Source organism: Nonomuraea sp. NPDC050733, assembly GCF_040654215.1.
Classification (GTDB): Bacteria; Actinomycetota; Actinomycetes; order Streptosporangiales; family Streptosporangiaceae; genus Nonomuraea.
Genome location: NZ_JBFAHO010000008.1, coordinates 1 through 23,267, shown reverse-complemented (window position 1 = coordinate 23,267; position 23,267 = coordinate 1). Strand labels below are relative to the sequence as shown.

Sequence of the window (23,267 nt, the reverse complement as noted above, 5' to 3'; positions counted from 1 at the left end):
CGGGGATCTGCCATCTGAAGTCTCAAGTCAAACGAGCCGGACAGAAGCCTGCCGTCTCGCGAACTCTAACGCACTACGGGCGTGGGAGCCCATTGTCAGGGCCCCCACGCCTCGTCATAGCGTATTTACAGCTCGGTAACGGAGCCACCGGCCGCGGCGATCTTCTCCTTGGCGGCGGCCGAGAAGGCGTGAGCCTGCACGTTCACCGCGACGGAGATCTCGCCGGTGCCGAGCACCTTGACGAGCTGGTTCTTACGGACAGCACCCTTGGCGACCAGCGTCTCCACGGTGACCTCGCCACCGTCGGGGAACAGCTCGCCGATCCTGTCCAGGTTGACGACCTGGTAGGACGTCTTGAACAGCGCGTTGGAGAAGCCCTTGAGCTTCGGCAGACGCCTCTGCAGCGGCACCTGGCCACCCTCGAAGCCGAGGGGCACCCCGGTACGGGCCCGCGAGCCCTTGGTGCCGCGACCGGCCGTCTTGCCCTTGGAGCCCTCGCCACGACCCTTACGGATCTTGGACTTGTTGGCGCCAGGAGCAGGACGCAGGTCGTGAATCTTCAGCGGAGCCTTGTCAGTCATGACTAGTCGACCTCTTCCACCTCGACGAGGTGCGTCACCACGGAGACCATGCCGCGAATCTCGGGCCGGTCCTCCTTGACGACGACGTCGCCGATTCGCTTCAGGCCAAGCGAACGCAGCGAGTCACGCTGGTTCTGCTTGCCACCGATCTTCGAGCGAACCTGAGTGATCTTCAGGCGTGCCATGACTAGCTCACCGCCTTCGCCGCGGCGGCCTCCGCGATGCCCTCGCGCTGAGCCTTGAGCATCCGGGCCGGAGCGACATCCTCGATCGGCAGGCCACGGCGGGCGGCGATCTCCTCGGGCCGGGACAGGCCCTTCAGAGCAGCCACGGTGGCGTGCACGATGTTGATCGGGTTGTCGGAGCCGAGCGACTTGGAGAGCACGTCGTGGATGCCCGCGCACTCCAGGACCGCGCGCACCGGGCCACCGGCGATGACGCCGGTACCGGCCGAGGCGGGACGCAGGAAGACGACGCCGGCCGCCTCCTCGCCCTGCACGGTGTGCGGAATCGTGCCCTGGATGCGAGGCACCTTGAAGAAGTGCTTCTTCGCCTCTTCGACGCCCTTGGCGATGGCCGCGGGCACTTCCTTGGCCTTGCCGTAACCGACGCCGACCAGGCCGTTGCCGTCACCGACGACGACGAGGGCGGTGAAGCTGAAGCGACGACCACCCTTCACGACCTTGGCCACTCGGTTGATCTTCACTACGCGCTCGATGTACGAGACGCCCTTGTCGGCGGCGCCACCGCGGCGATCGTCACGACGGTCCCGCCGCTCGCCACCGGTGCCGCCACCGCGACGCGGAGCTGCAGCCATCAGTGGTTCCTCATCTCAGTAGCCATATCAGAACTCGAGCCCGCCTTCGCGGGCGCTGTCCGCCAGGGCGGCGATGCGCCCGGCGTAGCGGTTGCCACCACGGTCGAAGACGACAGCGGTGATCCCGGCTTCCTTGGCCCGCTGAGCGAGGAGCTCGCCGACCTTCTTCGCCTTCTCGGTCTTGTCCGCCTCAAGCGTGCGCAGCGAGGCGTCCATGGTGGACGCGCTCACCAGCGTGTGGCCGGCGGTGTCGTCCACGATCTGGACGAACATGTGACGGGTCGAGCGGTTGACGACCAGGCGGGGACGCGCAGTCGTGCCGACGACGTTCTTGCGGACGCGGCGGTGACGGCGGGCCCGCGAGACGGTGCGGGCAGCCGTGTGCTTGCTGAACGCAGTCTTCGGAGCCATGCCTACTTACCAGCCTTTCCGACCTTGCGGCGGATCTGTTCGCCCTGGTAACGCACGCCCTTGCCCTTGTACGGGTCAGGCTTGCGCAACTTGCGGATGTTGGCGGCGACCTCGCCGACCTTCTGCTTGTCGATCCCGTCCACGTGGAACAGGGTCGGCTTCTCGACGCGGAAGGTGACGCCCTCGGGGGCGTCGACGATGACCGGGTGACTGAAGCCCAGTGCGAACTCCAGCTGCGTCGGGCCCTTGGCCTGGACGCGGTAACCGACGCCCACGATCTCCAGGGTCTTGGAGTAACCCTGCGTGACGCCCTGCACCATGTTGGCGATCAGGGTGCGAGACAGGCCGTGCAGCGCGCGGACCTTGTTCTCGTCGTTGGGGCGGGTGACGGCGACAGCGCCGTCTTCGTCCCGAGCCACCGAAATGGGCTCGGCGACCGAGTGCGTGAGCGTGCCCTTCGGTCCCTTGACCTGGACATCCTGGCCGGTGATCGTGATGTCTACGCCACTGGGCACAGGGATGGGCAGCCGTCCGATTCGCGACATGCTGTGTTACTCCCTTCTACCAGACGTAGGCGAGGACTTCCCCGCCCACACCACGCTTGCCGGCCTGCTTGTCGGTCATGAGGCCGGCGGACGTCGAGATGATCGCGACGCCGAGCCCGCCCAGGACTCGAGGCAGGTTGTCCTTCTTCGCATAGACCCGCAGACCGGGCTTGGAGACCCGGCGCAGGCCCGCGAGCGACCGCTCACGGGTCGGCCCGAACTTGAGCTCCACCACGAGGTTCTTGCCAACCTTGGCGTCCTCGACGGTCCAAGACTGGATGTAGCCCTCCTGCTGGAGGATCTCGGCGATGTGCGCCTTGATCTTCGAATACGGCATAGTCACACTCTCGTGGTACGCCGAGTTCGCGTTGCGCAGACGCGTCAACATGTCTGCGATGGGGTCGGTCATCGTCATGGCCAGTGGCCTTCCTCGCCGCGGTTTCCAGTCGGCGAAGCATCGAGTGCTTCTGCACCGCTCTGCCGGTGGACCTTCGGCGTGGTCATGGGTGCTCTCGGTGAGAGCGCCCTGGGTTTGTCAGCGTTTCGCTTGCTATGTACGGCCGGCAGCCCGCGGGGGCGACGTCACGCCGCCCCCACAGGGTAACTACCAGCTGGACTTGGTGATGCCAGGCAGCTCGCCCCGGTGCGCCATCTCACGGAAGCAGACGCGGCACAGGCCGAACTTCCTGTAGACGGCGCGGGGACGACCGCAGCGCGTGCACCGGGTGTAGGCCCGGACCTCGAACTTCGGCTTGCGATTAGCCTTGGCGATCAGCGACTTCTTCGCCATGATCAGGCCTCCTTGAAGGGGAAGCCGAGGAGCTTCAGCAGCGCCCGGCCCTGGTCGTCGGTCTTCGCGGTGGTCACGATCGTGATGTCCATGCCCCGCGGCCGGTCGACCTTGTCCTGGTCGACCTCATGGAACATGACCTGCTCGGTCAGACCGAACGTGTAGTTGCCGTTGCCGTCGAACTGCTTCGGCGACAGGCCGCGGAAGTCACGGATGCGGGGCAGCGCCAGCGACAGCAGCCTGTCGAGGAACTCCCACATGCGGTCGCCGCGAAGCGTGACGTGCGCGCCGATCGGCATGCCTTCGCGCAGCTTGAACTGGGCGATGGACTTGCGGGCCCGGACGACGGCCGGCTTCTGGCCGGTGATCACGGTGAGGTCGCGAACGGCGCCCTCGATGAGCTTCGAGTCGCGAGCCGCCTCGCCGACACCCATGTTGACCTTGATCTTCACCAGGCCGGGGATCTGCATGACGTTCTCGATGCCGAAGTCCTCGCGAAGCTTGGCCGCGATCTCCTCGCGGTACTTCGTCTTGAGGCGCGGCGTCGGGCGCTCGGTCTCAGTGGTCGTGGCAGTCATCAGCTGTCCTCACCCGTCTCGTCGGCCTTCTTCTCGTCGGCCTTCTTGTCGGCGGGCTTGTCATCCTTGAGCTTCTTCACGTTGCTCACGTGGATGGCGCCCTCCATGGTCTGCACGCCGCCGGTCTTGGCGCCGCGCGGACCCTGGTGGGTCTCCTTCGTGTGCTTCTTGATCATGTTGACGCCCTCGACCACCACGCGGTCCCTGTCGGGGAGGGTGGCGATGACGTGGCCCTTGGCGCCCTTGTCCTTGCCGGCGATGACCTGGACGAGGTCGCCCTTCTTCACGTGCAGCTGCTTGGGCATTACAGCACCTCCGGCGCGAGCGAGATGATGCGCATGAACTTCTTGTCGCGCAGCTCACGGCCGACCGGGCCGAAGATACGAGTGCCGCGAGGGTCACCGCTGTCCTTGATGATGACGGCGGCGTTCTCGTCGAAGCGGATGTAGGAGCCGTCGGGCCGGCGGCGCTCCTTGACCGTGCGGACGATGACGGCCTTGACCACGTCGCCCTTCTTGACGCCCGTGCTGCCCGGCAGCGCGTCCTTGACAGTGGCGACGATGACGTCGCCGATACCGGCGTAGCGTCGGCCCGAACCGCCGAGAACGCGGATGCAGAGAATCTCCTTGGCACCCGTGTTGTCGGCGACCTTGAGCCGCGACTCCTGCTGGATCACGATTACTCCTGTTAGTCGCGCCGGTTCTCATCGCTGAGCCTGGCGGAACCCGTCTGTTTCTTGGTCCTCCGGCCACAACTCCGTAGAGCCGCACCGCAGGCGACGAGGGAAGCTCCCACGTCCTTGGACACCGTCATGGGGGGTGTCTCCACCCCCCACGAGGCGCGGTATATCCGAGAAGGGTTACTTGGCCTTCTCGAGGATCTCGACGACCCGCCACCGCTTGGTGGCGGAGAGCGGACGAGTCTCCATCAGAAGCACACGGTCGCCCACGCCACAGGCGTTGGACTCGTCGTGCGCCTTGTACTTGGTCGTACGGCGGATGACCTTGCCGTACAGACGGTGCTTGACGCGGTCCTCGACGGCGACGACGACGGTCTTGTCCATCTTGTCGCTGACGACCAGGCCCTCACGGACCTTGCGGAAGTTCCGCGAGTCGTCGTTCGTCTCGGTGGTCTCGGTGGTCTCGGTCTCAGCCATCGCTCGTCTCCTTCTCGACCGTGACGATGTTGAGCTCACGCTCGCGCATCACGGTGTAGATACGGGCGATCTCGCGGCGGACAGCACGCAGCCGCCCGTGGCTCTCCAACTGACCGGTCGCCGCCTGGAAGCGGAGGTTGAACAGCTCCTCCTTGGCTTCCTTGAGCTTCTGGACCAGGGTGTCCTGGTCCTCCACCCGCAGCTCGCCGGCGGTCAGGCCCTTAGCCATCACGCCTCACCCACTTCACGCTTAACGATCTTGCACTTCATCGGGAGCTTGTGGATCGCGCGCTGAAGCGCCTCGCGCGCGACCGGCTCCGCCACGCCGGACAGCTCGAACATCACGCGTCCGGGCTTGACGTTGGCGATCCACCACTCGGGGGAGCCCTTACCGGAACCCATGCGGGTCTCGGCCGGCTTCTTGGTGAGCGGACGGTCGGGGTAGATGTTGATCCACACCTTGCCGCCACGACGGATGTGGCGGGTCATGGCGATACGAGCCGACTCGATCTGGCGGTTGGTCACGTAGGAGTGCTCAAGCGCCTGAATGCCGAACTCGCCGAACACGACCCTGGTGCCGCCCTTGGCGGCTCCGCTGCGGTCAGGCCGGTGCTGCTTGCGGTGCTTGACCCTGCGCGGGATCAGCATGGTCAGCTCCCTTCAGCACCCGGCTGCGCAGCCGGGCCGGTCTCGGGGGCAGCCTGCGCGGCCGCCTCAGTCCTGGGGGCGCGGTCACCACGGCCGCCACCACGGCGGGCGCCACCGGCGCCACCACCGCGACGGGGACGGTCGCCGCCGCCACCCCTACGGTCGTCACGCTCGCGACGCTGGCCGGCACGGGCACCGGCAGCGGCCGCCTCGCGCTCGGCGCGGCTCGTCGGAGCCTCACCCTTGTAGATCCACACCTTCACGCCGATGCGGCCGAAGGTGGTACGGGCCTCGTAGAAACCGAAGTCGATGTCCGCGCGGAGCGTGTGCAGCGGCACACGACCCTCGCGGTAGAACTCCGACCTCGACATCTCAGCGCCGCCCAGACGGCCGGAGCACTGGACACGGATGCCCTTGGCGCCCGACTTCATGGCCGACTGCATCGCCTTGCGCATGGCACGGCGGAACGAGACACGGCTGGACAGCTGCTCGGCCACGCCCTGCGCGACGAGCTGCGCGTCGATCTCCGGGTTCTTGACCTCGAGGATGTTGAGCTGGACCTGCTTCTTGGTCAGCTTCTCCAGGTCACCACGGATACGGTCCGCCTCGGCGCCGCGCCGGCCGATCACGATGCCGGGACGCGCGGTGTGGATGTCCACCTGCACGCGGTCCGTCGTGCGCTCGATCTCGACCTTGGAGATGCCGGCCCGCTCCATGCCCTTCTGCAGCATGCGGCGGATCGCCACGTCCTCGGCGACGTACGACTTGTACAGCTTGTCGGCGTACCACCGGCTCTTGAAGTCGGTCGTGATGCCGAGGCGGAACCCGTGCGGGTTAACCTTCTGGCCCACTATCGGGTCCTTCCCTTCGGCTCGCGGGACTCCACGATCACAGTGATGTGGCTCGTCCGCTTGTTGATCCGATAGGCGCGACCCTGTGCACGCGGACGGAACCGCTTCAGCGTCGGGCCCTCGTCGACCCACGCCCGGCTGACGACGAGCGTCTGCGGGTCGAGGTCGAAGTTGTGCTCAGCGTTCGCCACGGCGCTGCTGAGCACCTTGTAGATAGGCTCGCTCGCCGACTGGGGAGCGAACTGCAGCACGGCCTGCGCCTCCGAAGCGGGCAGCCCGCGAATAAGGTCCACCACACGGCGGGCCTTCTGGGGCGTGACGCGGACGAACCGCGCCTGAGCCCTGGCTTCCATCGCTTACTCCTCTTACTTCTGAAGGCTCTATCGCCGGCTGCGGCGGTCTTCCTTGACGTGGCTGCGGAAGGTGCGCGTCGGGGCGAACTCTCCCAGCTTGTGGCCGATCATCGCCTCGGTGACGAACACCGGCACGTGCTTGCGGCCATCGTGAACGGCGATCGTGTGCCCGAGCATGTCAGGCACGATCATGGAGCGCCGCGACCACGTCTTGATGACGTTCTTGGTGCCCTTCTCGTTCTGGACGTCGACCTTCTTCTGAAGGTGCTCGTCCACGAAGGGACCCTTCTTAAGGCTACGTGGCATTTCGGCTGCTCCTACCGCTTCTTCCTCTTGCTCCGACGACGGATGATCAGCCGGTCGCTGGACTTGTTGGCCTGGCGGGTGCGGCCCTCGGGCTTGCCCTTGGGGTTCACCGGGTGGCGACCACCAGAGGTCTTGCCTTCACCACCACCGTGCGGGTGGTCGACGGGGTTCATCGCGACACCGCGGACGGTCGGGCGCTTGCCCTTCCACCGCATACGGCCGGCCTTGCCCCAGTTGATGTTGGCCTGCTCGGCGTTGCCGACCTGGCCGACCGACGCCCGGCAACGCACGTCGACCATGCGCATTTCACCGGACGGCATACGCAGGGTGGCGTACTGGCCTTCCTTGGCGAGCAGCTGGATCTGGGCGCCCGCGGAGCGGCCGAGCTTGGCGCCGCCGCCCGGACGGAGCTCCACCGCGTGGATGAAGGTACCCGTGGGGATGTTGCGCAGCGGCAGGCAGTTGCCCGGCTTGATGTCGGCAGCGGGGCCGTTCTCGATGCGGTCGCCCTGCTTCAGGCCGGTCGGCGCGATGATGTAGCGCTTCTCGCCGTCGGCGTAGTGCAGCAGAGCGATGTTGGCGGTGCGGTTGGGGTCGTACTCGATGTGAGCGACCTTCGCCGGAATGCCGTCCTTGTCATGCCTACGGAAGTCGATGATCCGGTAGGCGCGCTTGTGACCGCCGCCCTGGTGGCGCGCGGTGACCCGGCCGTGTACGTTGCGGCCGCCCTTGTTGTGAAGGGGCGCAAGCAGCGACTTCTCGGGCGTGCTGCGCGTGATCTCGGAGAAGTCCGAGACACTCGAGCCGCGGCGACCCGGAGTCGTCGGCTTGTACTTACGGATGCCCATCTTTTTCGTTCATCCTTCGTCGGTTACATGGGTGAGCCCGCCGCACCGAAGTGCGACGGTCTCAAGCCCTTCACGGACCTCGCGGCCCGCTCTCTTTCTGTGGCTGCTAGCCGATCTGACCGAAGATGTCGATCCGATCGCCCTCGACCAGGCTCACGATCGCGCGCTTGGTGTCGGGACGCTTGCCGTAACCGGTGCGGGTGCGCTTGCGCTTGCCCTGCCGGTTGATCGTGTTCACGTTGGTGACCTTGACCCCGAAGATCTGCTCAACGGCGATCTTGACCTGGGTCTTGTTCGCGGTCTTCCTCACCAGGAACGTGTACTTGTTGTTCTCATCGATCAGGCCGTAGCTCTTCTCGGAGACGACCGGCTTGATGATGACGTCGCGCGGGTCGGCGATCTTCTCCATCAGGCGTCTTCCTTCTCACTCTGAGCTGCCGCCTGAGCCGACAGCCGCGCCACGACCTGGTCGTAGGCCTCACGGGTGAAGACCACGTCGTCGTTGCAGAGCACGTCGTAGGTGTTGAGCTGCCCGGCGTCCAGCAGGTGGACCTCCGGGGCGTTGCGCAGGCTCATCCAGGTGCGCTCGTCAGCCTCGTCGACGACGAGGAGGACGGACCTGGCCTGCGTGATGTTACGCAGGGCCTGCAGCGCCGCCTTGGTCTTCGGGGTCTCCCCCTCGACCAGGCCGCTCACCACGTGCACGCGACCGCCGCCGGCCCGGTCCGACAGGGCACCGCGCAGGGCGGCGGCCTTCATCTTCTTGGGCGTGCGCTGCGAGTAGTCGCGCGGCACCGGGCCGTGGACGACGCCACCACCGGTGAACTGCGGGGCGCGGGTCGAGCCCTGACGGGCGCGGCCGGTGCCCTTCTGGCGGTACGGCTTCTTGCCGCCGCCGCTGACCTCACCACGGGTCTTGGCCTTGTGGGTGCCCTGCCGGCGAGCGGCGAGCTGGGCCACGACCACCTGGTGGATCAGAGGAATGTTGACCTTGGTGCCGAAGATGTCTTCGGGGAGGTCGACGGTGCCCGCCTTGGCGCCGCTGGCGTCGAGGACGTCAATGCTGGTCACTTGGCAGCCCCCTTCTTTGCAGCGGTGCGGACGAGGACCAGGCTGCCGTTGGCGCCGGGGATCGCACCCTTGATGAGGATGAGTCCCTTCTCGGCGTCGACGGCGTGAACCTTGAGGCTCTGCACAGTGGTGCGGACGTTACCCATCCGACCAGCCATGCGCAGACCCTTGAACACGCGGCCCGGGGTGGCGCAGCCACCGATGGAACCCGGCGAGCGGTGCTTGCGCTGCGTACCGTGCGACGCGCCCAGACCACCGAAGCCGTGCCGCTTCATGACACCGGCGAAGCCCTTGCCCTTGCTCTTGCCCGTCACGTCGACGAACTGGCCGGCCTCGAAGGTGTCGGCCAGCAGCTCCTGGCCCAGGGTGTAGTCGCTCGCGTCGTCGGTGCGGATCTCCGCGAAGTAACGGCGCGGGGTGATGTCGTGCTTGCGCAGGTAGTCGCCGAGCGGCTTGTTGACCTTCCGGGGGTCGACCTGCCCGAAGCCGAGCTGGACGGCGGAGTAGCCGTCCTTCTCCGCGGTGCGGACACGAGTCACCACACACGGACCGGCCTCGACCACGGTGACCGGTACGAGCCGGTTGTCCGCGTCGAAGACCTGGGTCATGCCGAGCTTCTTGCCCAGGACGCCCTTGATCGTCTTAGCCATGTCAGTGTGATCCCTCAGAGCTTGATCGAAATGTCGACGCCCGCGGGGAGGTCGAGCCGCATGAGCGAGTCGACGGTCTTGGGCGTCGGGTCGATGATGTCAATCAGCCGCTTGTGCGTGCGCATCTCGAAGTGCTCGCGGCTGTCCTTGTACTTGTGCGGCGAGCGGATGACGCAGTACACGTTCTTCTCGGTCGGCAGCGGCACCGGGCCCGCGACCTTCGCACCAGTCCGCGTCACCGTCTCGACGATCTTCTTGGCCGAAACGTCGATGACCTCGTGGTCATAGGCCTTGAGCCGAATGCGGATCTTCTGTCCCGCCATAGTGGCCTCGGTGTCCTTCGCTGTCGTCTGAAAAAGTATCGTGCGGCCTGTTGCCGCTGATCGGTCGCGGGCGTGAACCCGCATGGCCCCACGTGACAGACGCAGATGATCTGCCGATTCTTCCGTGATCCGGCAGTTACTTCGGTCACTGCCGAAGCCACTGCGAGATCACGGCTTTGCGTGGGGCCTGGTCGGAGCCTCACGGCTCCGGCCCTGTCGTGGTGCGGCGGCCGTCCCTGGATAGGAGGGCCGGCCGCCGCTCCGCGATCGCGCTACTTGATGATCTTCGTGACCCGACCGGCGCCGACGGTGCGGCCACCCTCACGGATCGCGAACTTGAGGCCTTCCTCCATGGCGATGGGCTGGATCAGCTCAACGCGCATTTCGGTGTTGTCGCCCGGCATGACCATCTCGGTGCCCTCGGGGAGGTGCACGACACCGGTCACGTCAGTCGTACGGAAGTAGAACTGCGGGCGGTAGTTGTTGAAGAACGGCGTGTGGCGGCCGCCCTCGTCCTTGGACAGGATGTAGACCTGGCCCTCGAACTCGGTGTGCGGGGTGGTCGTGCCCGGCTTGATGATGCACTGGCCGCGCTCGACGTCGTCGCGCTTGATGCCGCGGAGCAGCAGCGCGGCGTTGTCGCCCGCGTGACCCTCGTCGAGCATCTTGTTGAACATCTCGATGCTGGTGACGGTGGTGGTCGTCTTCTCCGGCTTGATGCCGATGATGTCGACCTGCTCGTTGACCTTGACGATGCCGCGCTCGATACGGCCGGTGACGACCGTGCCACGACCGGTGATCGAGAACACGTCCTCGACCGGCATGAGGAACGGCTTCTCCGTCTCACGGGGCGGCTCGGGCACGTTCTCGTCGACGGCGTTCATCAGCTCGATGATGCTGTCGGCCCACTTCTCGTCGCCCTCAAGAGCCTTGAGCGCGGAGACGCGGACGACCGGCAGGTCGTCGCCGGGGAACTCCTGAGCGGACAGGAGCTCACGAACCTCGAGCTCGACGAGCTCCAGGATCTCCTCGTCGTCCACCATGTCGGACTTGTTGAGGGCCACGACGATGTAGGGGACGCCGACCTGGCGGGCCAGGAGGACGTGCTCCTTCGTCTGCGGCATCGGGCCGTCGGTGGCGGCGACCACGAGGATCGCGCCGTCCATCTGAGCGGCACCGGTGATCATGTTCTTCACGTAGTCGGCGTGACCGGGGCAGTCCACGTGGGCGTAGTGGCGCTTCTCGGTCTGGTACTCGACGTGCGCGATGGAGATCGTAATGCCGCGGGCCTTCTCCTCGGGCGCCTTGTCGATCTTGTCGAACGGCGTAGCCTGGTTCAGCTCGGGGTAACGGTCGTGGAGCACCTTGGTGATCGCCGCGGTCAGCGTGGTCTTACCGTGGTCGATATGCCCAATGGTGCCGATGTTCATGTGCGGCTTGTTCCGCTCGAACTTGGCCTTGCCCACTGGTTCTCTCCTTGAGAATCTGACTGACTTTCGTCTGCACACTCGGGCCCGGGTCTTCCCGAACCCCTAGGCGGCGGGGCGGCTCGCACCACCCCGCCAGAGGCCGAGGCCTCTTCAACGGCCAGGCGCCGGCGAACCGGCGCCCCGGCCTGGTGGGGTCCCGGGACTATTCGCCCCGGGCCTTCGCGACGATCTCCTTGGCGATGCCCGGAGGCACCTCCGAGTAGGAGTCGAACTGCATGCTGTAGCTCGCGCGCCCCTGCGTCTTGCTACGCAGGTCACCAACGTAGCCGAACATCTCAGACAGCGGCACGAGCGCCGTGACGACGCGGGCGCCGGCCCGCTCGTCCATGGACTGGATCTGCCCGCGGCGACCGTTGAGGTCACCGATGACGTCACCCATGTAGTCCTCGGGCGTGGTGACCTCGACGGCCATCATCGGCTCGAGAAGCACGGCGTCCGCCTTGCGCGCGGCCTCCTTGAAGGCCATCGAGCCAGCGATCTTGAACGCCATTTCCGAGGAGTCGACGTCGTGCGCGGCACCGTCGGTCAGCGTCACCTTCACGCCCACCATCGGGTAGCCGGCCAGCACGCCGAACTCGGCGGCCTCCTGAGCGCCCGCGTCGACCGAGGGGATGTACTCCCTCGGGATGCGGCCACCCGTGACCTTGTTCTCGAACTCGTAGCCGTCGTTGCCTTCGCCCAGCGGTTCGAGGTTGATGATCACCCGCGCGAACTGACCGGAACCACCGGTCTGCTTCTTGTGGGTGTAGTCGAGCTTCTCCACCTTGCGGCGGATGGTCTCGCGGTAGGCGACCTGAGGACGGCCGACGTTGGCCTCGACCTTGAACTCGCGGCGCATCCGGTCGACCAGGATCTCCAGGTGGAGCTCGCCCATGCCCCAGATGACCGTCTGACCGGTCTCCTCGTCACGACGGACCTGGAAGGACGGGTCCTCCTCGGCCAGCCGCTGGATGGCGGTCGAGAGCTTCTCCTGGTCGCCCTTGGTCTTGGGCTCGATGGCGACGTTGATGACCGGAGCCGGGAACGTCATCGACTCGAGCACGACCTGGTTGGTCGGGTCGGACAAGGTGTCGCCCGTGGTGGTGTCCTTCAGACCCATCACGGCGACGATCTGACCGGCGATCGCCGTCGGGCGCTCTTCGCGCTTGTTGGCGTGCATCTGGTAGATCTTGCCGATCCGCTCCTTCTTCCCCTTCACAGAGTTGACAACCTGTGAACCGGTCTCGAGCGTGCCCGAGTAGATGCGGATGTAGGTGAGCTTGCCCAGGTGCGGGTCGCTGGCGATCTTGAAGGCCAGAGCGGAGAACGGCTCGGTCGGGTCCGCGTGACGCTCGATCACCTCTTCCTCCTTGCCGACCGCGTGGCCCTTGAAGGCCGGGATGTCGGTCGGGGCGGGGAGGTAGGCCACGATCGCGTCGAGCAGGGGCTGCACGCCCTTGTTCTTGAACGCGGTGCCGCAGAGAACCGGGTTGATGGCGCTGGCCAGCGTGGCGCGGCGGATGGCCGCGATCAGCTGCTCCTCGGTGGGCTCGGTGCCCTCGAGGAAGAGCTCCATCAGCTCGTCGTCGTTCTCGGCGACGGTCTCGATGAGCCGGTCGCGCCACTCACGGGCGGCCTCGGCGTGGTCGGCCGGGATGTCGACGGTGTCGTACATCTCGCCCTTCGCCGCCTCGGCGCTCCAGATGAGGGCCTTCATCTTGATGAGGTCGATGACGCCCTTGAAGTCGGCCTCAACGCCCCACGGAAGCTGGATGACCGCCGGGGTCGCGCCCAGACGGCCGACCATCATGTCGACGCAGCGGTGGAACTCCGCGCCGACACGGTCCATCTTGTTCACGAAGCAGATGCGGGGAACTTCGTAGCGGTCAGCCTGGCGCCACACCGTCTCCGACTGCGGCTCGACACCAGCGACACCGTCGAACACGGCGACCGCACCGTCGAGGACGCGGAGCGAACGCTCCACCTCGATCGTGAAGTCGACGTGACCCGGGGTGTCGATGATGTTGATGGTGTGACCGAGCCACTCGCAGGTCGTCGCGGCGGACGTGATCGTGATGCCGCGCTCCTGCTCCTGCTCCATCCAGTCCATCGTGGCAGCGCCCTCGTGGACTTCACCGATCTTGTAGTTGATGCCGGTGTAGAACAGGATGCGCTCGGTCGTGGTGGTCTTGCCCGCGTCGATATGGGCCATGATCCCGATGTTGCGGACCTTGGCCAGGTCAAGAGCGGTCGTGGTGGCCACTTCTCTCGCGTCCTCGTCGTCTCGTCGAACCCGCCGGGGTTACCAGCGGTAGTGGGCGAAGGCCTTGTTGGACTCGGCCATCTTGTGGGTGTCCTCGCGCTTCTTGACGCTCGCCCCGAGGCCGTTGCTGGCGTCGAGGAGCTCGTTCATGAGGCGCTCGGTCATGGTCTTCTCGCGGCGGGCGCGGGAGTACTGCACCAGCCAGCGCAGGGCCAGGGTGGTGCTGCGCGCGGCGCGCACCTCGACCGGCACCTGGTAGGTCGCGCCACCGACGCGGCGGCTGCGGACCTCGAGGGTCGGCTTGACGTTGTCGAGCGCGCGCTTGAGGGTGACGACCGGGTCGTTGCCGGTCTTGTCCCTGCAGCCCTCGAGGGCGCCGTAGACGATCGACTGCGCGATGGAGCGCTTGCCGTCCAGGAGCACCTTGTTGATCAGGGCGGTGACCAGCGGCGAACTGTAAACCGGGTCAGCCATGAGCTGACGACGGCCAGGAGAACCCTTGCGAGGCATTGTTAGCTCTTCTCCTTCTTCGCGCCGTAGCGGCTACGGGCCTGCTTGCGGTTGCGGACACCCTGGGTGTCAAGCGAGCCGCGGATGATCTTGTAGCGAACACCCGGCAGGTCCTTCACACGACCGCCACGCACGAGCACGATGGAGTGCTCCTGCAGGTTGTGACCCACACCGGGGATGTAGGCCGTGACCTCGATGCCGTTGGTGAGCCGAACACGGGCCACCTTGCGCAGTGCCGAGTTGGGCTTCTTCGGGGTCGTGGTGTAGACGCGCTGGCAGACGCCGCGGCGCTGCGGACTCCCCTTGAGGGCAGGAGTCTTGGTCTTTGAGACCTTGTCCTGCCGGCCCTTGCGGACCAACTGCTGAATAGTGGGCACTGCCACTCCGTTTCGTGCCTTGGCCGGTGTACGTCAAGTTGTGCGATTCGCAGGTACTGCCGGTGTCATGACCTGCTGTTCTTGCTTGCTCCCGGCGCCCCCGCGGTCGGGCGTGTCGCGCTGTTCGCACAGACACATCCCCGCGGATTACGAGCCAGGAAGCCGTCCCGCGCTCCCAAAACGAGCGCACGGTCGAAAGCCCGCATAGTAACGGGCACGATGCTCAAGACTACCTAGGTCACTGCGACACGTCAAAACGGCGCGGCAAAGCGGATAAGCCTTACCACTCCGGATCGCAGCGGCCATCTCATCAAGGCCCGGGACTACTGCTCCGCAGCCATGATATCCGGCCCGCGCCGTGCTTCGTCGCGCTTCTCGTCACACCGGCAGCCGGGATTCCGTTGACTTTGTATCGAAACTCGATACCATCGACTTTCGATAATATCGATCAACGATACGGAGGGGCTACATGCCTTCCCGCGAAGCAGCCCATCTGCGGTGGACGGCGATCACCGTGCGCGTCCTCCTCGCGCTCCTCGCCGGCGTGACGGCGTACGAGATCGGCCGCGCGGCCGTGACCGGCGGCGAGAACGCCTTCGGCAGCCGGGGCAACCAGAGCCTGGTGTGCGCGGCGTCACCGGGCGTGAGCAGTGTGAAGGGCAACGTCCTCGAGGACCCGAAGCTGCTGGAGGCCGTGAAGGCGGCCGAGAAGGCGGACCCGCCCCGCAGCGAACCATCCCTCTTCCCGCTGGCCAGCGGCGTCGAGGTCGTCGAGCCCATGCCGAAGCTCTGCAGGGACGACTCCTCCTTCGGCACCCAGCTCCTGTATCAGAGCTCCCGGTTCGCCACCACACTCGTGCTGCTGGCGGCGCTTCTCATGCTCGAACGGCTGATCCGAGTGGCCCGGCGGGAGGGCGGATTCGACGAGGTGGTCGTCCGGCGCCTGCGGTTCCTCGGCGTCTTCCTGGCCGCCGGTACGCTCGTCTCGTCGCTCTACACGACGCTCACCGAGACCGGCCTGGCCGAGTCGATGGTGGCCACCACCCTCAGGCGGCCCTGGGAGCATGCCCTGTTCAACTGGAGCGTCCCCTGGGCGTTCCTGGTCGCCGGGATCGGCCTCGTCGTCATGGCGAAGGTCGTCCGTGTAGGCGCGTCCATGCGTGAGGAACTCGAAGGAACCGTCTGATGCCACCCGCCGACAACTCCGAGGACGCCATCGAGGTCCACCTGGACCGGCTGCTCGAGGAGCGCGGCATGACGCTGGTGGAGCTGGCCGACCGGGTCGGCATCACCAACGTGAACCTGTCGATCCTCAAGAACAACCGGGCCAAGGCGATCCGTTTCTCGACCCTGGCCAAGATCTGCGAGGTGCTCGGCTGCCAGCCGGGCGACCTGCTGTCCTTCACCCCCCGTCGGTAGCCCGCCGGCGCGATGCTCGCTGTCCTTCTCCGCGGGGGCGTGAGCGGCAGCGAGGGCTACGACTTCCCGGACAACGGGACGCGCCCGGGGCCTCCAGAGGAGGCACCCGGGCGCGTCACGTGCGGGACGGGTCCCGAACTACCGGTTGTACTGGCCGAAGTCGTACTCCTCCAGCGGAACGGCCTCGCCGCTGCCGGTGCCGAAGGTGTAGTCGGCCGCGGAGCCGTCGTAGCCACCCACGGTGTACATGGCGGCCTTGGCCTCCTCGGTCGGCTCGACCCGGATGTTGCGGTACTGGGGCATGCCCGTACCGGCGGGGATGAGCTTACCGATGATGACGTTCTCCTTCAGGCCCAGGAGCGAGTCGGACTTGGCGTGGATCGCCGCGTCCGTCAGGACCCTGGTCGTCTCCTGGAAGGAGGCCGCCGACAGCCACGACTCGGTGGCGAGCGACGCCTTCGTGATGCCCATGAGCACCGGACGGCCGGCGGCCGGCGAGCCGCCCTCCGCCACCGTCTCGCGGTTCATCAGCTCGAAGCGCGGACGCTCCACGAGCTCGCCGGGCAGCAGGTCGGTGTCACCGGACTCCAGCACGTTCACGCGCTTGAGCATCTGCCGCACGATGATCTCGATGTGCTTGTCGTGGATCGACACACCCTGCGACCGGTAGACCTGCTGGACCTCCGCCACCAGGTGCAGCTGCACGGCCCGCGGGCCGAGGATGCGCAGCACCTCGTTGGGGTTGACGGCACCGGCGACCAGCTGCTGGCCGACGCTGACGCGCTGGCCGTCGGAGATGAGCAGGCGCGAGCGCATCGAGACCGGGTAGGCGATCTCCTCCGAACCGTCGTCCGGCGTGATGATGAGCTTCCTGGCCTTGTCGGTCTCGTCGATGCGGACCCGGCCCTCCGCCTCGGAGATCGGGGCGACACCCTTGGGGATGCGCGCCTCGAACAGCTCCTGGACTCGGGGCAGACCGTGCGTGATGTCGGCACCGGCCACACCACCGGTGTGGAAGGTACGCATCGTCAGCTGCGTGCCCGGCTCACCGATCGACTGGGCGGCGATGATGCCGACCGCCTCGCCGACGTCCACCAGCTTGCCGGTGGCCAGCGACCGGCCGTAGCAGGTCGCGCAGACACCGATCTTCGCCTCGCAGACGAGCGCGCTGCGGGTGCGGACGGTCTCGATGCCGGCCGCGACCAGCGCGGTCACGTGGTTGTCGTTGATGTCGACACCCTCGGCCGCGATGACCTTGCCGTCGACCACGACGTCCTCGGCCAGGATGCGGCCGTGCACGTTGGACTCGGCGTTCTCGGCCTTGACCAGGTTGCCCGACGCGTCGCGCTCGCCGACGTGCAGCGGGACCGCGCGGTCGGTGCCGCAGTCGATCTCGCGCACGATGACGTCCTGCGCCACGTCCACCAGACGACGGGTCAGGTAACCCGAGTCGGCGGTCCGCAGGGCGGTGTCGGCGAGACCCTTCCGCTGACCGTGGGTGGAGATGAAGTACTCCAGCACCGACAGGCCCTCGCGGAACGAGGCCTTGATCGGACGCGGGATCGTCTCACCCTTGGTGTTGGACACCAGGCCACGGATGCCGGCGATCTGACGCACCTGCATCTTGTTGCCTCGGGCGCCGGAGTTGACCATCATCCAGACCGGGTTGGTCGCCGGGAAGGCGTTGACCATGTCGGTCTCGACGTCGGCCGTCGCGTGCGTCCAGATCTCGATGAGCTCCTGACGGCGCTCCTCGTCGGTGATCAGACCGCGCTCGTACTCACGCTGCACCTTGTCGGCGCGGCGCTCGTAGTTCTCCATGATGTCGGACTTGTTCGGCGGCGCGACGACGTCGTCGATGGCGATCGTGACGCCGGAACGGGTCGCCCAGCGGAAGCCCGCGTCCTTGAGCGCGTCGAGCGAGTTGGCGACCTCGACCTTGGGGTAGGTCTCGGCCAGCTCGTTCACGATCGTGGACAGCTGCTTCTTGCCGACCTGGAAGTTGACGAACGGGTAGCTCGCGGGCAGCGTCTGGTTGAACAGGCACCGGCCGAACGTCGTCTCCAGACGGATCGGGTCGCCCTGCTCCCAGCCCTCCGGCGCGACCCACTCACGCGGCGGAAGGACGTCCTTCAGCCGGATCTGGATCTTCGCCTGGATCTCCAGCTCGCGACGGTCGAAGGCCATCTGCGCCTCGGCGATCGAGCCGAAGACCCGGCCCTCGCCGACCGCGCCGTCCTTCTGCGTCGTCAGCCAGTACAGGCCGATGACCATGTCCTGGGTGGGCATCGTCACGGGCTTGCCGTCGGCCGGCTTGAGGATGTTGTTGGTCGAGAGCATCAGGATGCGTGCCTCGGCCTGGGCCTCGGCCGACAGCGGCAGGTGCACGGCCATCTGGTCGCCGTCGAAGTCCGCGTTGAACGCGGTGCAGACGAGCGGGTGGATCTGGATGGCCTTGCCCTCGACCAGCTGCGGCTCGAACGCCTGGATGCCGAGACGGTGCAGCGTCGGTGCGCGGTTGAGCAGCACCGGGTGCTCCGTGATGACCTCTTCCAGCACGTCCCACACCACGGGGCGGGCGCGCTCGACCATCCGCTTGGCCGACTTGATGTTCTGCGCGTGGTTGAGGTCCACGAGCCTCTTCATCACGAACGGCTTGAACAGCTCCAGCGCCATCTGCTTGGGCAGACCGCACTGGTGCAGCTTGAGCTGCGGGCCGACGACGATGACCGAACGGCCGGAGTAGTCGACTCGCTTGCCCAGCAGGTTCTGGCGGAAGCGGCCCTGCTTGCCCTTCAGCATGTCGCTGAGGGACTTCAGCGGACGGTTGCCGGGACCGGTGACCGGGCGACCGCGACGGCCGTTGTCGAACAGCGCGTCCACGGCCTCCTGGAGCATCCGCTTCTCGTTGTTCACGATGATCTCGGGCGCGCCGAGGTCGAGCAGACGCTTGAGGCGGTTGTTCCGGTTGATGACCCGGCGGTACAGGTCGTTCAGGTCGGAGGTCGCGAACCGGCCACCGTCGAGCTGCACCATCGGGCGCAGGTCCGGCGGGATGACCGGGATGCAGTCGAGCACCATGCCGCGCGGCGAGTTGGTGGTGTTGAGGAACGCCGACACGACCTTGAGCCGCTTGAGGGCGCGGGCCTTCTTCTGGCCCTTGCCGCTGCGGATCGTCTCGCGCAGGTTCTCGGCCTCGGCGTCGAGGTCGAAGCTGATCAGACGGTCCTGGATCGCCTGCGCGCCCATGCCGCCCTTGAAGTAGCGGCCGAAGCGGTCGCGCATCTCGCGGTAGAGCAGCTCGTCGCCCTCGAGGTCCTGGACCTTGAGGTTCTTGAAGCGGCTCCAGACCTCGTCCAGCCGGTCCAGCTCGCGCTGGGCCCGGTCGCGGAGCTGACGCATCTCGCGCTCGGCGCCCTCGCGGACCTTGCGGCGCTGGTCGCCCTTGGCGCCGGCGGCCTCCAGCTCGCCCAGGTCGGACTCGAGCTTCTTCTGCCGGGCCTCGACGTCGGCGTCGCGGCGCTGCTCGATGTGCTGCCGCTCGACGGAGATCTTCGCCTCCAGCGAGGGCAGGTCACGCTCACGCATCTCGGTGTCGACATGCGTGATCATGTACGCCGCGAAGTAGATGACCTTCTCCAGGTCCTTCGGGGCGAGGTCGAGCAGGTAGCCGAGGCGCGACGGGACGCCCTTGAAGTACCAGATGTGCGTGACCGGGGCGGCCAGCTCGATGTGGCCCATCCGCTCACGGCGCACCTTGGCCCGGGTCACCTCGACGCCGCAGCGCTCACAGATGATGCCCTTGAACCGGACGCGCTTGTACTTACCGCAGTAGCACTCCCAGTCACGGGTCGGGCCGAAGATCTTCTCGCAGAAGAGCCCGTCCTTCTCCGGCTTGAGGGTGCGGTAGTTGATGGTCTCCGGCTTCTTGACCTCGCCGTGCGACCACTGGCGGATGTCGTCGGCCGTGGCGAGGCCGATCCTGAGCTCGTCGAAGAAGTTGACGTCTAGCATTGTGTGCGATCTCCCCCTCAGACTTCTTCCACGCTGCTCGGCTCACGCCGGGACAGATCGATACCGAGCTCCTCCGCGGCGCGGAAGACGTCCTCGTCGGTGTCGCGCATCTCGATCGACATGCCGTCGCTGGACAGCACCTCGACGTTGAGACAGAGCGACTGCATCTCCTTGATGAGCACCTTGAAGGACTCGGGGATGCCGGGCTCGGGAATGTTCTCGCCCTTGACGATGGCCTCGTAGACCTTCACGCGGCCGAGGACGTCGTCGGACTTGATGGTCAGGAGCTCCTGCAGGGCGTAGGCGGCGCCGTACGCCTCCAGCGCCCACACCTCCATCTCACCGAAGCGCTGGCCGCCGAACTGGGCCTTACCGCCGAGCGGCTGCTGGGTGATCATGGAGTACGGGCCGGTCGAGCGGGCGTGGATCTTGTCGTCGACCAGGTGGAGCAGCTTCAGGATGTAGATGTAGCCGACCGAGATCGGGTACGGGAACGGCTCGCCGGAGCGGCCGTCGAACAGGCGCGCCTTGCCGCTCGCCTGGACCATCCGGTCGCCGTCGCGGTTGGGCACGGTGGCGCCGAGCAGGCCGACGATCTCCTCCTCGTGGGCGCCGTCGAAGACCGGGGTGGCCATGTTGGTGCGCGGCTCGATCTTCTCGAAGCCCTTGTCGCGCAGCCGCTCGGCCCAGGCCTCCTGGATGCCGGAGATGTCCCAGCCCCTGGCGGCGATCCACCCGAGGTGGGTCTCCAGCACCTGGCCGACGTTCATCCGGCCGGGCACGCCCAGCGGGTTGAGGATGATGTCGACCGGGGTGCCGTCCTCCAGGAACGGCATGTCCTCGACCGGCAGGATCTTGGAGATGACGCCCTTGTTGCCGTGCCGGCCGGCCAGCTTGTCACCGTCGGTGATCTTCCGCTTCTGGGCCACGTACACGCGGACCAGCTCGTTGACACCGGGGGGCAGCTCGTCGCCCTCCTCGCGGGAGAAGACGCGGACGCCGATGACCTTGCCCTGCTCGCCGTGCGGCACCTTCAGGGAGGTGTCACGGACCTCGCGGGCCTTCTCACCGAAGATCGCGCGCAGCAGCCGCTCCTCGGGCGTCAGCTCGGTCTCGCCCTTCGGCGTGACCTTCCCGACGAGGATGTCGCCGGGGACCACCTCGGCGCCGATGCGGATGATGCCGCGCTCGTCGAGGTCGGCCAGGACCTCCTCGGAGACGTTGGGGATGTCCCGGGTGATCTCCTCCGGGCCCAGCTTGGTGTCACGGGCGTCGACCTCGTGCTCCTCGATGTGGATCGAGGACAGCACGTCGTCCTGCACCAGCCGCTGGGACAGGATGATCGCGTCTTCGTAGTTGTGGCCCTCCCATGGCATGAACGCCACGAGCAGGTTCTTGCCCAGGGCCATCTCGCCGTTGTCGGTGCAGGGACCGTCGGCGATGACCTGGTTGACCTCGACCCGGTCGCCCTCGGCGACGATGGGCTTCTGGTTGAAGGAGGTGCCCTGGTTGGAGCGCTTGAACTTGGCGACCCGGTAGGTGGTGCGCGTGCCGTCGTCGTTCATGACGGTGACGTAGTCGGCGGAGACCTCCTCGACCACACCGGCCTTCTCGGCGCTGATGACGTCACCGGCGTCGGTCGCGGCACGGTATTCCATGCCGGTGCCGACCAGCGGCGCCTCGCTCTTGAGCAGCGGCACCGACTGGCGCTGCATGTTGGAGCCCATGAGCGCGCGGTTGGCGTCGTCGTGCTCGAGGAAGGGGATCATCGCGGTGGCGACCGACACCATCTGGCGCGGCGACACGTCGATGTAGTCGACCTCCTCGGCACGGGCCAGCTCGGTCTCACCGCCCTTGGTGCGCACGAGGACGCGGGACTCGGCGAACGACCCGTCCGGGTTGAGCACCGTGTTGGCCTGCGCCTTGACGAAGCGGTCCTCCTCGTCGGCGGTGAGGTAGTCGATCTGGTCGGTCACCTTGCCGTCGACGACCTTGCGGTACGGCGTCTCGACGAAGCCGAACGCGTTGATGCGGCCGTAGGAGGCCAGCGAGCCGATCAGGCCGATGTTCGGGCCCTCAGGGGTCTCGATCGGGCACATCCGGCCGTAGTGGGACGGGTGCACGTCACGGACCTCGAAGCCGGCCCGCTCACGCGACAGACCGCCGGGGCCCAGCGCGGACAGACGCCGCTTGTGCGTCAGGCCGGCCAGCGGGTTGGTCTGGTCCATGAACTGCGACAGCTGCGAGGTGCCGAAGAACTCCTTGATCGACGCCACGACCGGGCGGATGTTGATCAGGGTCTGCGGCGTGATGGCCTCGACGTCCTGCGTGGTCATGCGCTCGCGGACGACCCGCTCCATGCGGGCCAGGCCCAGGCGGACCTGGTTCTGGATCAGCTCGCCGACGCTGCGCAGACGGCGGTTGCCGAAGTGGTCGATGTCGTCGATCTCCACGATCACGGTGTCGATCGGCGCACCCTCGGCCGCCGGCATCGACTCCTCGCCGGCGTGCAGCCGGACGATGTACTCGATGGTGGCGACGATGTCCTCTTCGGTGAGCGTGCCCTGGGTGATCTCGCTGGCGACCCCGAGCTTCTTGTTGATCTTGTAACGACCCACCTTGGCGAGGTCGTACCGCTTGGGGTTGAAGTACAGGTTCTCCAGCAGGGTCTGCGCCGACTCCTTGGTCGGCGGCTCGCCCGGACGGAGCTTGCGGTAGATGTCGAGCAGCGCGTCGTCCTGGCCGGCCGTGTGGTCCTTCTCCAGGGTGGCGCGCATCGACTCGTACTGGCCGAAGCGCTCGAGGATCTGGTCGTTGGTCCATCCCAGTGCCTTGAGAAGCACGGTGACGGCCTGCTTGCGCTTGCGGTCGATGCGCACACCGACGCTGTCGCGCTTGTCGATCTCGAACTCGAGCCAGGCGCCCCGCGAGGGGATCACCTTGCAGCCGTAGAGGTCCTTGTCGGACGTCTTGTCGACGTTGCGCTCGAAGTAGACACCGGGCGATCGGACGAGCTGGGAGACCACGACACGCTCGGTGCCGTTGATGATGAAGGTGCCCTTCGGGGTCATGAGCGGGAAATCGCCCATGAACACCGTCTGGCTCTTGATCTCACCGGTGGTGTTATTGATGAACTCCGCCGTCACGAACATCGGGGCGGAGAAGGTCATGTCCTTGTCTTTGCACTCATCTACTGAGTACTTGGGCGGTTCGAACCGGTGGTCGCGGAACGACAAGGACATGGTCCCCGAGAAGTCCTCGATGGGACTGATCTCTTCGAAGATCTC

The 23,267-nt window shown here is 66.6% G+C and carries 29 protein-coding genes; 2 read left to right on the top strand and 27 right to left on the bottom strand.

What is annotated here, in order from left to right; translation table 11 throughout:
- Positions 1-125 precede the first annotated feature (125 nt).
- From rplO to rpsL, 25 genes are all read right to left on the bottom strand, one after another.
- Positions 126-581 (bottom strand): 50S ribosomal protein L15, encoded by a 456-nt coding sequence (gene rplO, locus AB0H64_RS16395; RefSeq protein ID WP_355451718.1) that lies wholly within the window; start codon positions 579-581, stop codon positions 126-128.
- Positions 582-583: 2 nt separating this feature from the next.
- On the bottom strand, positions 584-766 hold the full coding sequence (gene rpmD / locus AB0H64_RS16390; protein ID WP_080043226.1) for a 50S ribosomal protein L30: 183 nt from the start codon (positions 764-766) through the stop codon (positions 584-586).
- A 2-nt stretch (positions 767-768) separates the two neighbouring features.
- Entirely contained in the window at positions 769-1,398 is a 630-nt protein-coding gene (rpsE, locus tag AB0H64_RS16385) for a 30S ribosomal protein S5 (protein WP_049572667.1), read from the bottom strand.
- Between the two features lie 27 nt (positions 1,399-1,425).
- Positions 1,426-1,809, bottom strand: a complete 384-nt coding sequence (rplR, locus tag AB0H64_RS16380) for a 50S ribosomal protein L18 (protein WP_355451715.1) — start codon at positions 1,807-1,809, stop codon at positions 1,426-1,428.
- A gap of 2 nt (positions 1,810-1,811) precedes the next feature.
- Positions 1,812-2,354: a 50S ribosomal protein L6 gene (rplF, locus tag AB0H64_RS16375; protein WP_357624598.1), complete on the bottom strand. Its 543-nt coding sequence runs from the start codon at positions 2,352-2,354 to the stop codon at positions 1,812-1,814.
- Between the two features lie 16 nt (positions 2,355-2,370).
- Positions 2,371-2,769 (bottom strand): 30S ribosomal protein S8, encoded by a 399-nt coding sequence (rpsH, locus tag AB0H64_RS16370; protein WP_357624595.1) that lies wholly within the window; start codon positions 2,767-2,769, stop codon positions 2,371-2,373.
- A 189-nt stretch (positions 2,770-2,958) separates the two neighbouring features.
- Positions 2,959-3,144 (bottom strand): type Z 30S ribosomal protein S14, encoded by a 186-nt coding sequence (locus tag AB0H64_RS16365; RefSeq protein WP_357624593.1) that lies wholly within the window; start codon positions 3,142-3,144, stop codon positions 2,959-2,961.
- 2 nt (positions 3,145-3,146) lie between these two features.
- Positions 3,147-3,722, bottom strand: a complete 576-nt coding sequence (gene rplE / locus AB0H64_RS16360) for a 50S ribosomal protein L5 (RefSeq protein WP_310708517.1) — start codon at positions 3,720-3,722, stop codon at positions 3,147-3,149.
- Positions 3,722-4,015: a 50S ribosomal protein L24 gene (gene rplX, locus AB0H64_RS16355; RefSeq protein WP_357625087.1), complete on the bottom strand. Its 294-nt coding sequence runs from the start codon at positions 4,013-4,015 to the stop codon at positions 3,722-3,724. Before rplX ends, rplE begins: the two co-directional genes overlap by 1 nt.
- Positions 4,016-4,026: 11 nt before the next feature.
- On the bottom strand, positions 4,027-4,398 hold the full coding sequence (gene rplN / locus AB0H64_RS16350) for a 50S ribosomal protein L14 (protein WP_026214151.1): 372 nt from the start codon (positions 4,396-4,398) through the stop codon (positions 4,027-4,029).
- 183 nt (positions 4,399-4,581) lie between these two features.
- Positions 4,582-4,878 carry a 30S ribosomal protein S17 gene (gene rpsQ / locus AB0H64_RS16345; protein WP_357624591.1) on the bottom strand — a complete coding sequence of 99 codons (297 nt, stop codon included), beginning with the start codon at positions 4,876-4,878 and terminating at the stop codon, positions 4,582-4,584.
- Positions 4,871-5,107: a 50S ribosomal protein L29 gene (rpmC, locus tag AB0H64_RS16340; RefSeq protein WP_357624589.1), complete on the bottom strand. Its 237-nt coding sequence runs from the start codon at positions 5,105-5,107 to the stop codon at positions 4,871-4,873. Before rpmC ends, rpsQ begins: the two co-directional genes overlap by 8 nt.
- Entirely contained in the window at positions 5,107-5,526 is a 420-nt protein-coding gene (gene rplP, locus AB0H64_RS16335) for a 50S ribosomal protein L16 (RefSeq protein WP_253768403.1), read from the bottom strand. The genes rpmC and rplP overlap by 1 nt, the downstream gene beginning before the upstream one ends.
- A gap of 2 nt (positions 5,527-5,528) precedes the next feature.
- Positions 5,529-6,377 (bottom strand): 30S ribosomal protein S3, encoded by an 849-nt coding sequence (rpsC, locus tag AB0H64_RS16330; protein ID WP_357624586.1) that lies wholly within the window; start codon positions 6,375-6,377, stop codon positions 5,529-5,531.
- Positions 6,377-6,730: a 50S ribosomal protein L22 gene (gene rplV, locus AB0H64_RS16325; protein WP_148036781.1), complete on the bottom strand. Its 354-nt coding sequence runs from the start codon at positions 6,728-6,730 to the stop codon at positions 6,377-6,379. The genes rpsC and rplV overlap by 1 nt, the downstream gene beginning before the upstream one ends.
- Positions 6,731-6,757: 27 nt before the next feature.
- Positions 6,758-7,036 carry a 30S ribosomal protein S19 gene (rpsS, locus tag AB0H64_RS16320; RefSeq protein WP_310708523.1) on the bottom strand — a complete coding sequence of 93 codons (279 nt, stop codon included), beginning with the start codon at positions 7,034-7,036 and terminating at the stop codon, positions 6,758-6,760.
- Between the two features lie 11 nt (positions 7,037-7,047).
- Positions 7,048-7,884 (bottom strand): 50S ribosomal protein L2, encoded by an 837-nt coding sequence (gene rplB, locus AB0H64_RS16315; RefSeq protein ID WP_310708524.1) that lies wholly within the window; start codon positions 7,882-7,884, stop codon positions 7,048-7,050.
- A 106-nt stretch (positions 7,885-7,990) separates the two neighbouring features.
- Positions 7,991-8,293 (bottom strand): 50S ribosomal protein L23, encoded by a 303-nt coding sequence (gene rplW, locus AB0H64_RS16310; RefSeq protein WP_357624582.1) that lies wholly within the window; start codon positions 8,291-8,293, stop codon positions 7,991-7,993.
- Positions 8,293-8,955 carry a 50S ribosomal protein L4 gene (gene rplD / locus AB0H64_RS16305; RefSeq protein ID WP_357624579.1) on the bottom strand — a complete coding sequence of 221 codons (663 nt, stop codon included), beginning with the start codon at positions 8,953-8,955 and terminating at the stop codon, positions 8,293-8,295. Before rplD ends, rplW begins: the two co-directional genes overlap by 1 nt.
- Positions 8,952-9,605, bottom strand: coding sequence for a 50S ribosomal protein L3 (gene rplC, locus AB0H64_RS16300; RefSeq protein WP_148439698.1), 654 nt, complete (start codon positions 9,603-9,605; stop codon positions 8,952-8,954). Before rplC ends, rplD begins: the two co-directional genes overlap by 4 nt.
- 14 nt (positions 9,606-9,619) lie before the next feature.
- Complete coding sequence (gene rpsJ, locus AB0H64_RS16295) at positions 9,620-9,928, bottom strand: 30S ribosomal protein S10 (RefSeq protein WP_030912931.1); 309 nt, start codon at positions 9,926-9,928, stop codon at positions 9,620-9,622.
- A 272-nt stretch (positions 9,929-10,200) separates the two neighbouring features.
- The gene (gene tuf / locus AB0H64_RS16290; RefSeq protein ID WP_175587904.1) at positions 10,201-11,394 is read right to left on the bottom strand and encodes an elongation factor Tu; all 1,194 of its coding nucleotides are present in this window, start codon (positions 11,392-11,394) and stop codon (positions 10,201-10,203) included.
- Positions 11,395-11,560: 166 nt separating this feature from the next.
- Positions 11,561-13,660: an elongation factor G gene (gene fusA / locus AB0H64_RS16285; RefSeq protein WP_357624576.1), complete on the bottom strand. Its 2,100-nt coding sequence runs from the start codon at positions 13,658-13,660 to the stop codon at positions 11,561-11,563.
- Between the two features lie 39 nt (positions 13,661-13,699).
- Complete coding sequence (rpsG, locus tag AB0H64_RS16280) at positions 13,700-14,170, bottom strand: 30S ribosomal protein S7 (RefSeq protein ID WP_055505082.1); 471 nt, start codon at positions 14,168-14,170, stop codon at positions 13,700-13,702.
- A 2-nt stretch (positions 14,171-14,172) separates the two neighbouring features.
- Positions 14,173-14,547 carry a 30S ribosomal protein S12 gene (gene rpsL, locus AB0H64_RS16275; protein WP_020542315.1) on the bottom strand — a complete coding sequence of 125 codons (375 nt, stop codon included), beginning with the start codon at positions 14,545-14,547 and terminating at the stop codon, positions 14,173-14,175.
- Positions 14,548-15,016: 469 nt separating this feature from the next.
- On the opposite strand from rpsL, the gene AB0H64_RS16270 reads away from it, so the two are divergent.
- Both AB0H64_RS16270 and AB0H64_RS16265 read left to right on the top strand, forming a co-directional pair.
- The gene (locus AB0H64_RS16270; protein WP_357624572.1) at positions 15,017-15,733 is read left to right on the top strand and encodes a DUF2975 domain-containing protein; all 717 of its coding nucleotides are present in this window, start codon (positions 15,017-15,019) and stop codon (positions 15,731-15,733) included.
- The gene (locus AB0H64_RS16265) at positions 15,733-15,966 is read left to right on the top strand and encodes a helix-turn-helix transcriptional regulator (RefSeq protein ID WP_357624569.1); all 234 of its coding nucleotides are present in this window, start codon (positions 15,733-15,735) and stop codon (positions 15,964-15,966) included. Before AB0H64_RS16270 ends, AB0H64_RS16265 begins: the two co-directional genes overlap by 1 nt.
- A 138-nt stretch (positions 15,967-16,104) precedes the next feature.
- Here AB0H64_RS16265 and AB0H64_RS16260 read toward each other — a convergent pair whose 3' ends face one another.
- Complete coding sequence (locus tag AB0H64_RS16260) at positions 16,105-19,980, bottom strand: DNA-directed RNA polymerase subunit beta' (protein ID WP_357624567.1); 3,876 nt, start codon at positions 19,978-19,980, stop codon at positions 16,105-16,107.
- 17 nt (positions 19,981-19,997) lie between these two features.
- A partial coding sequence (gene rpoB, locus AB0H64_RS16255; RefSeq protein ID WP_357624565.1) for a DNA-directed RNA polymerase subunit beta occupies positions 19,998-23,267 on the bottom strand: 3,270 nt, incomplete at its 5' end.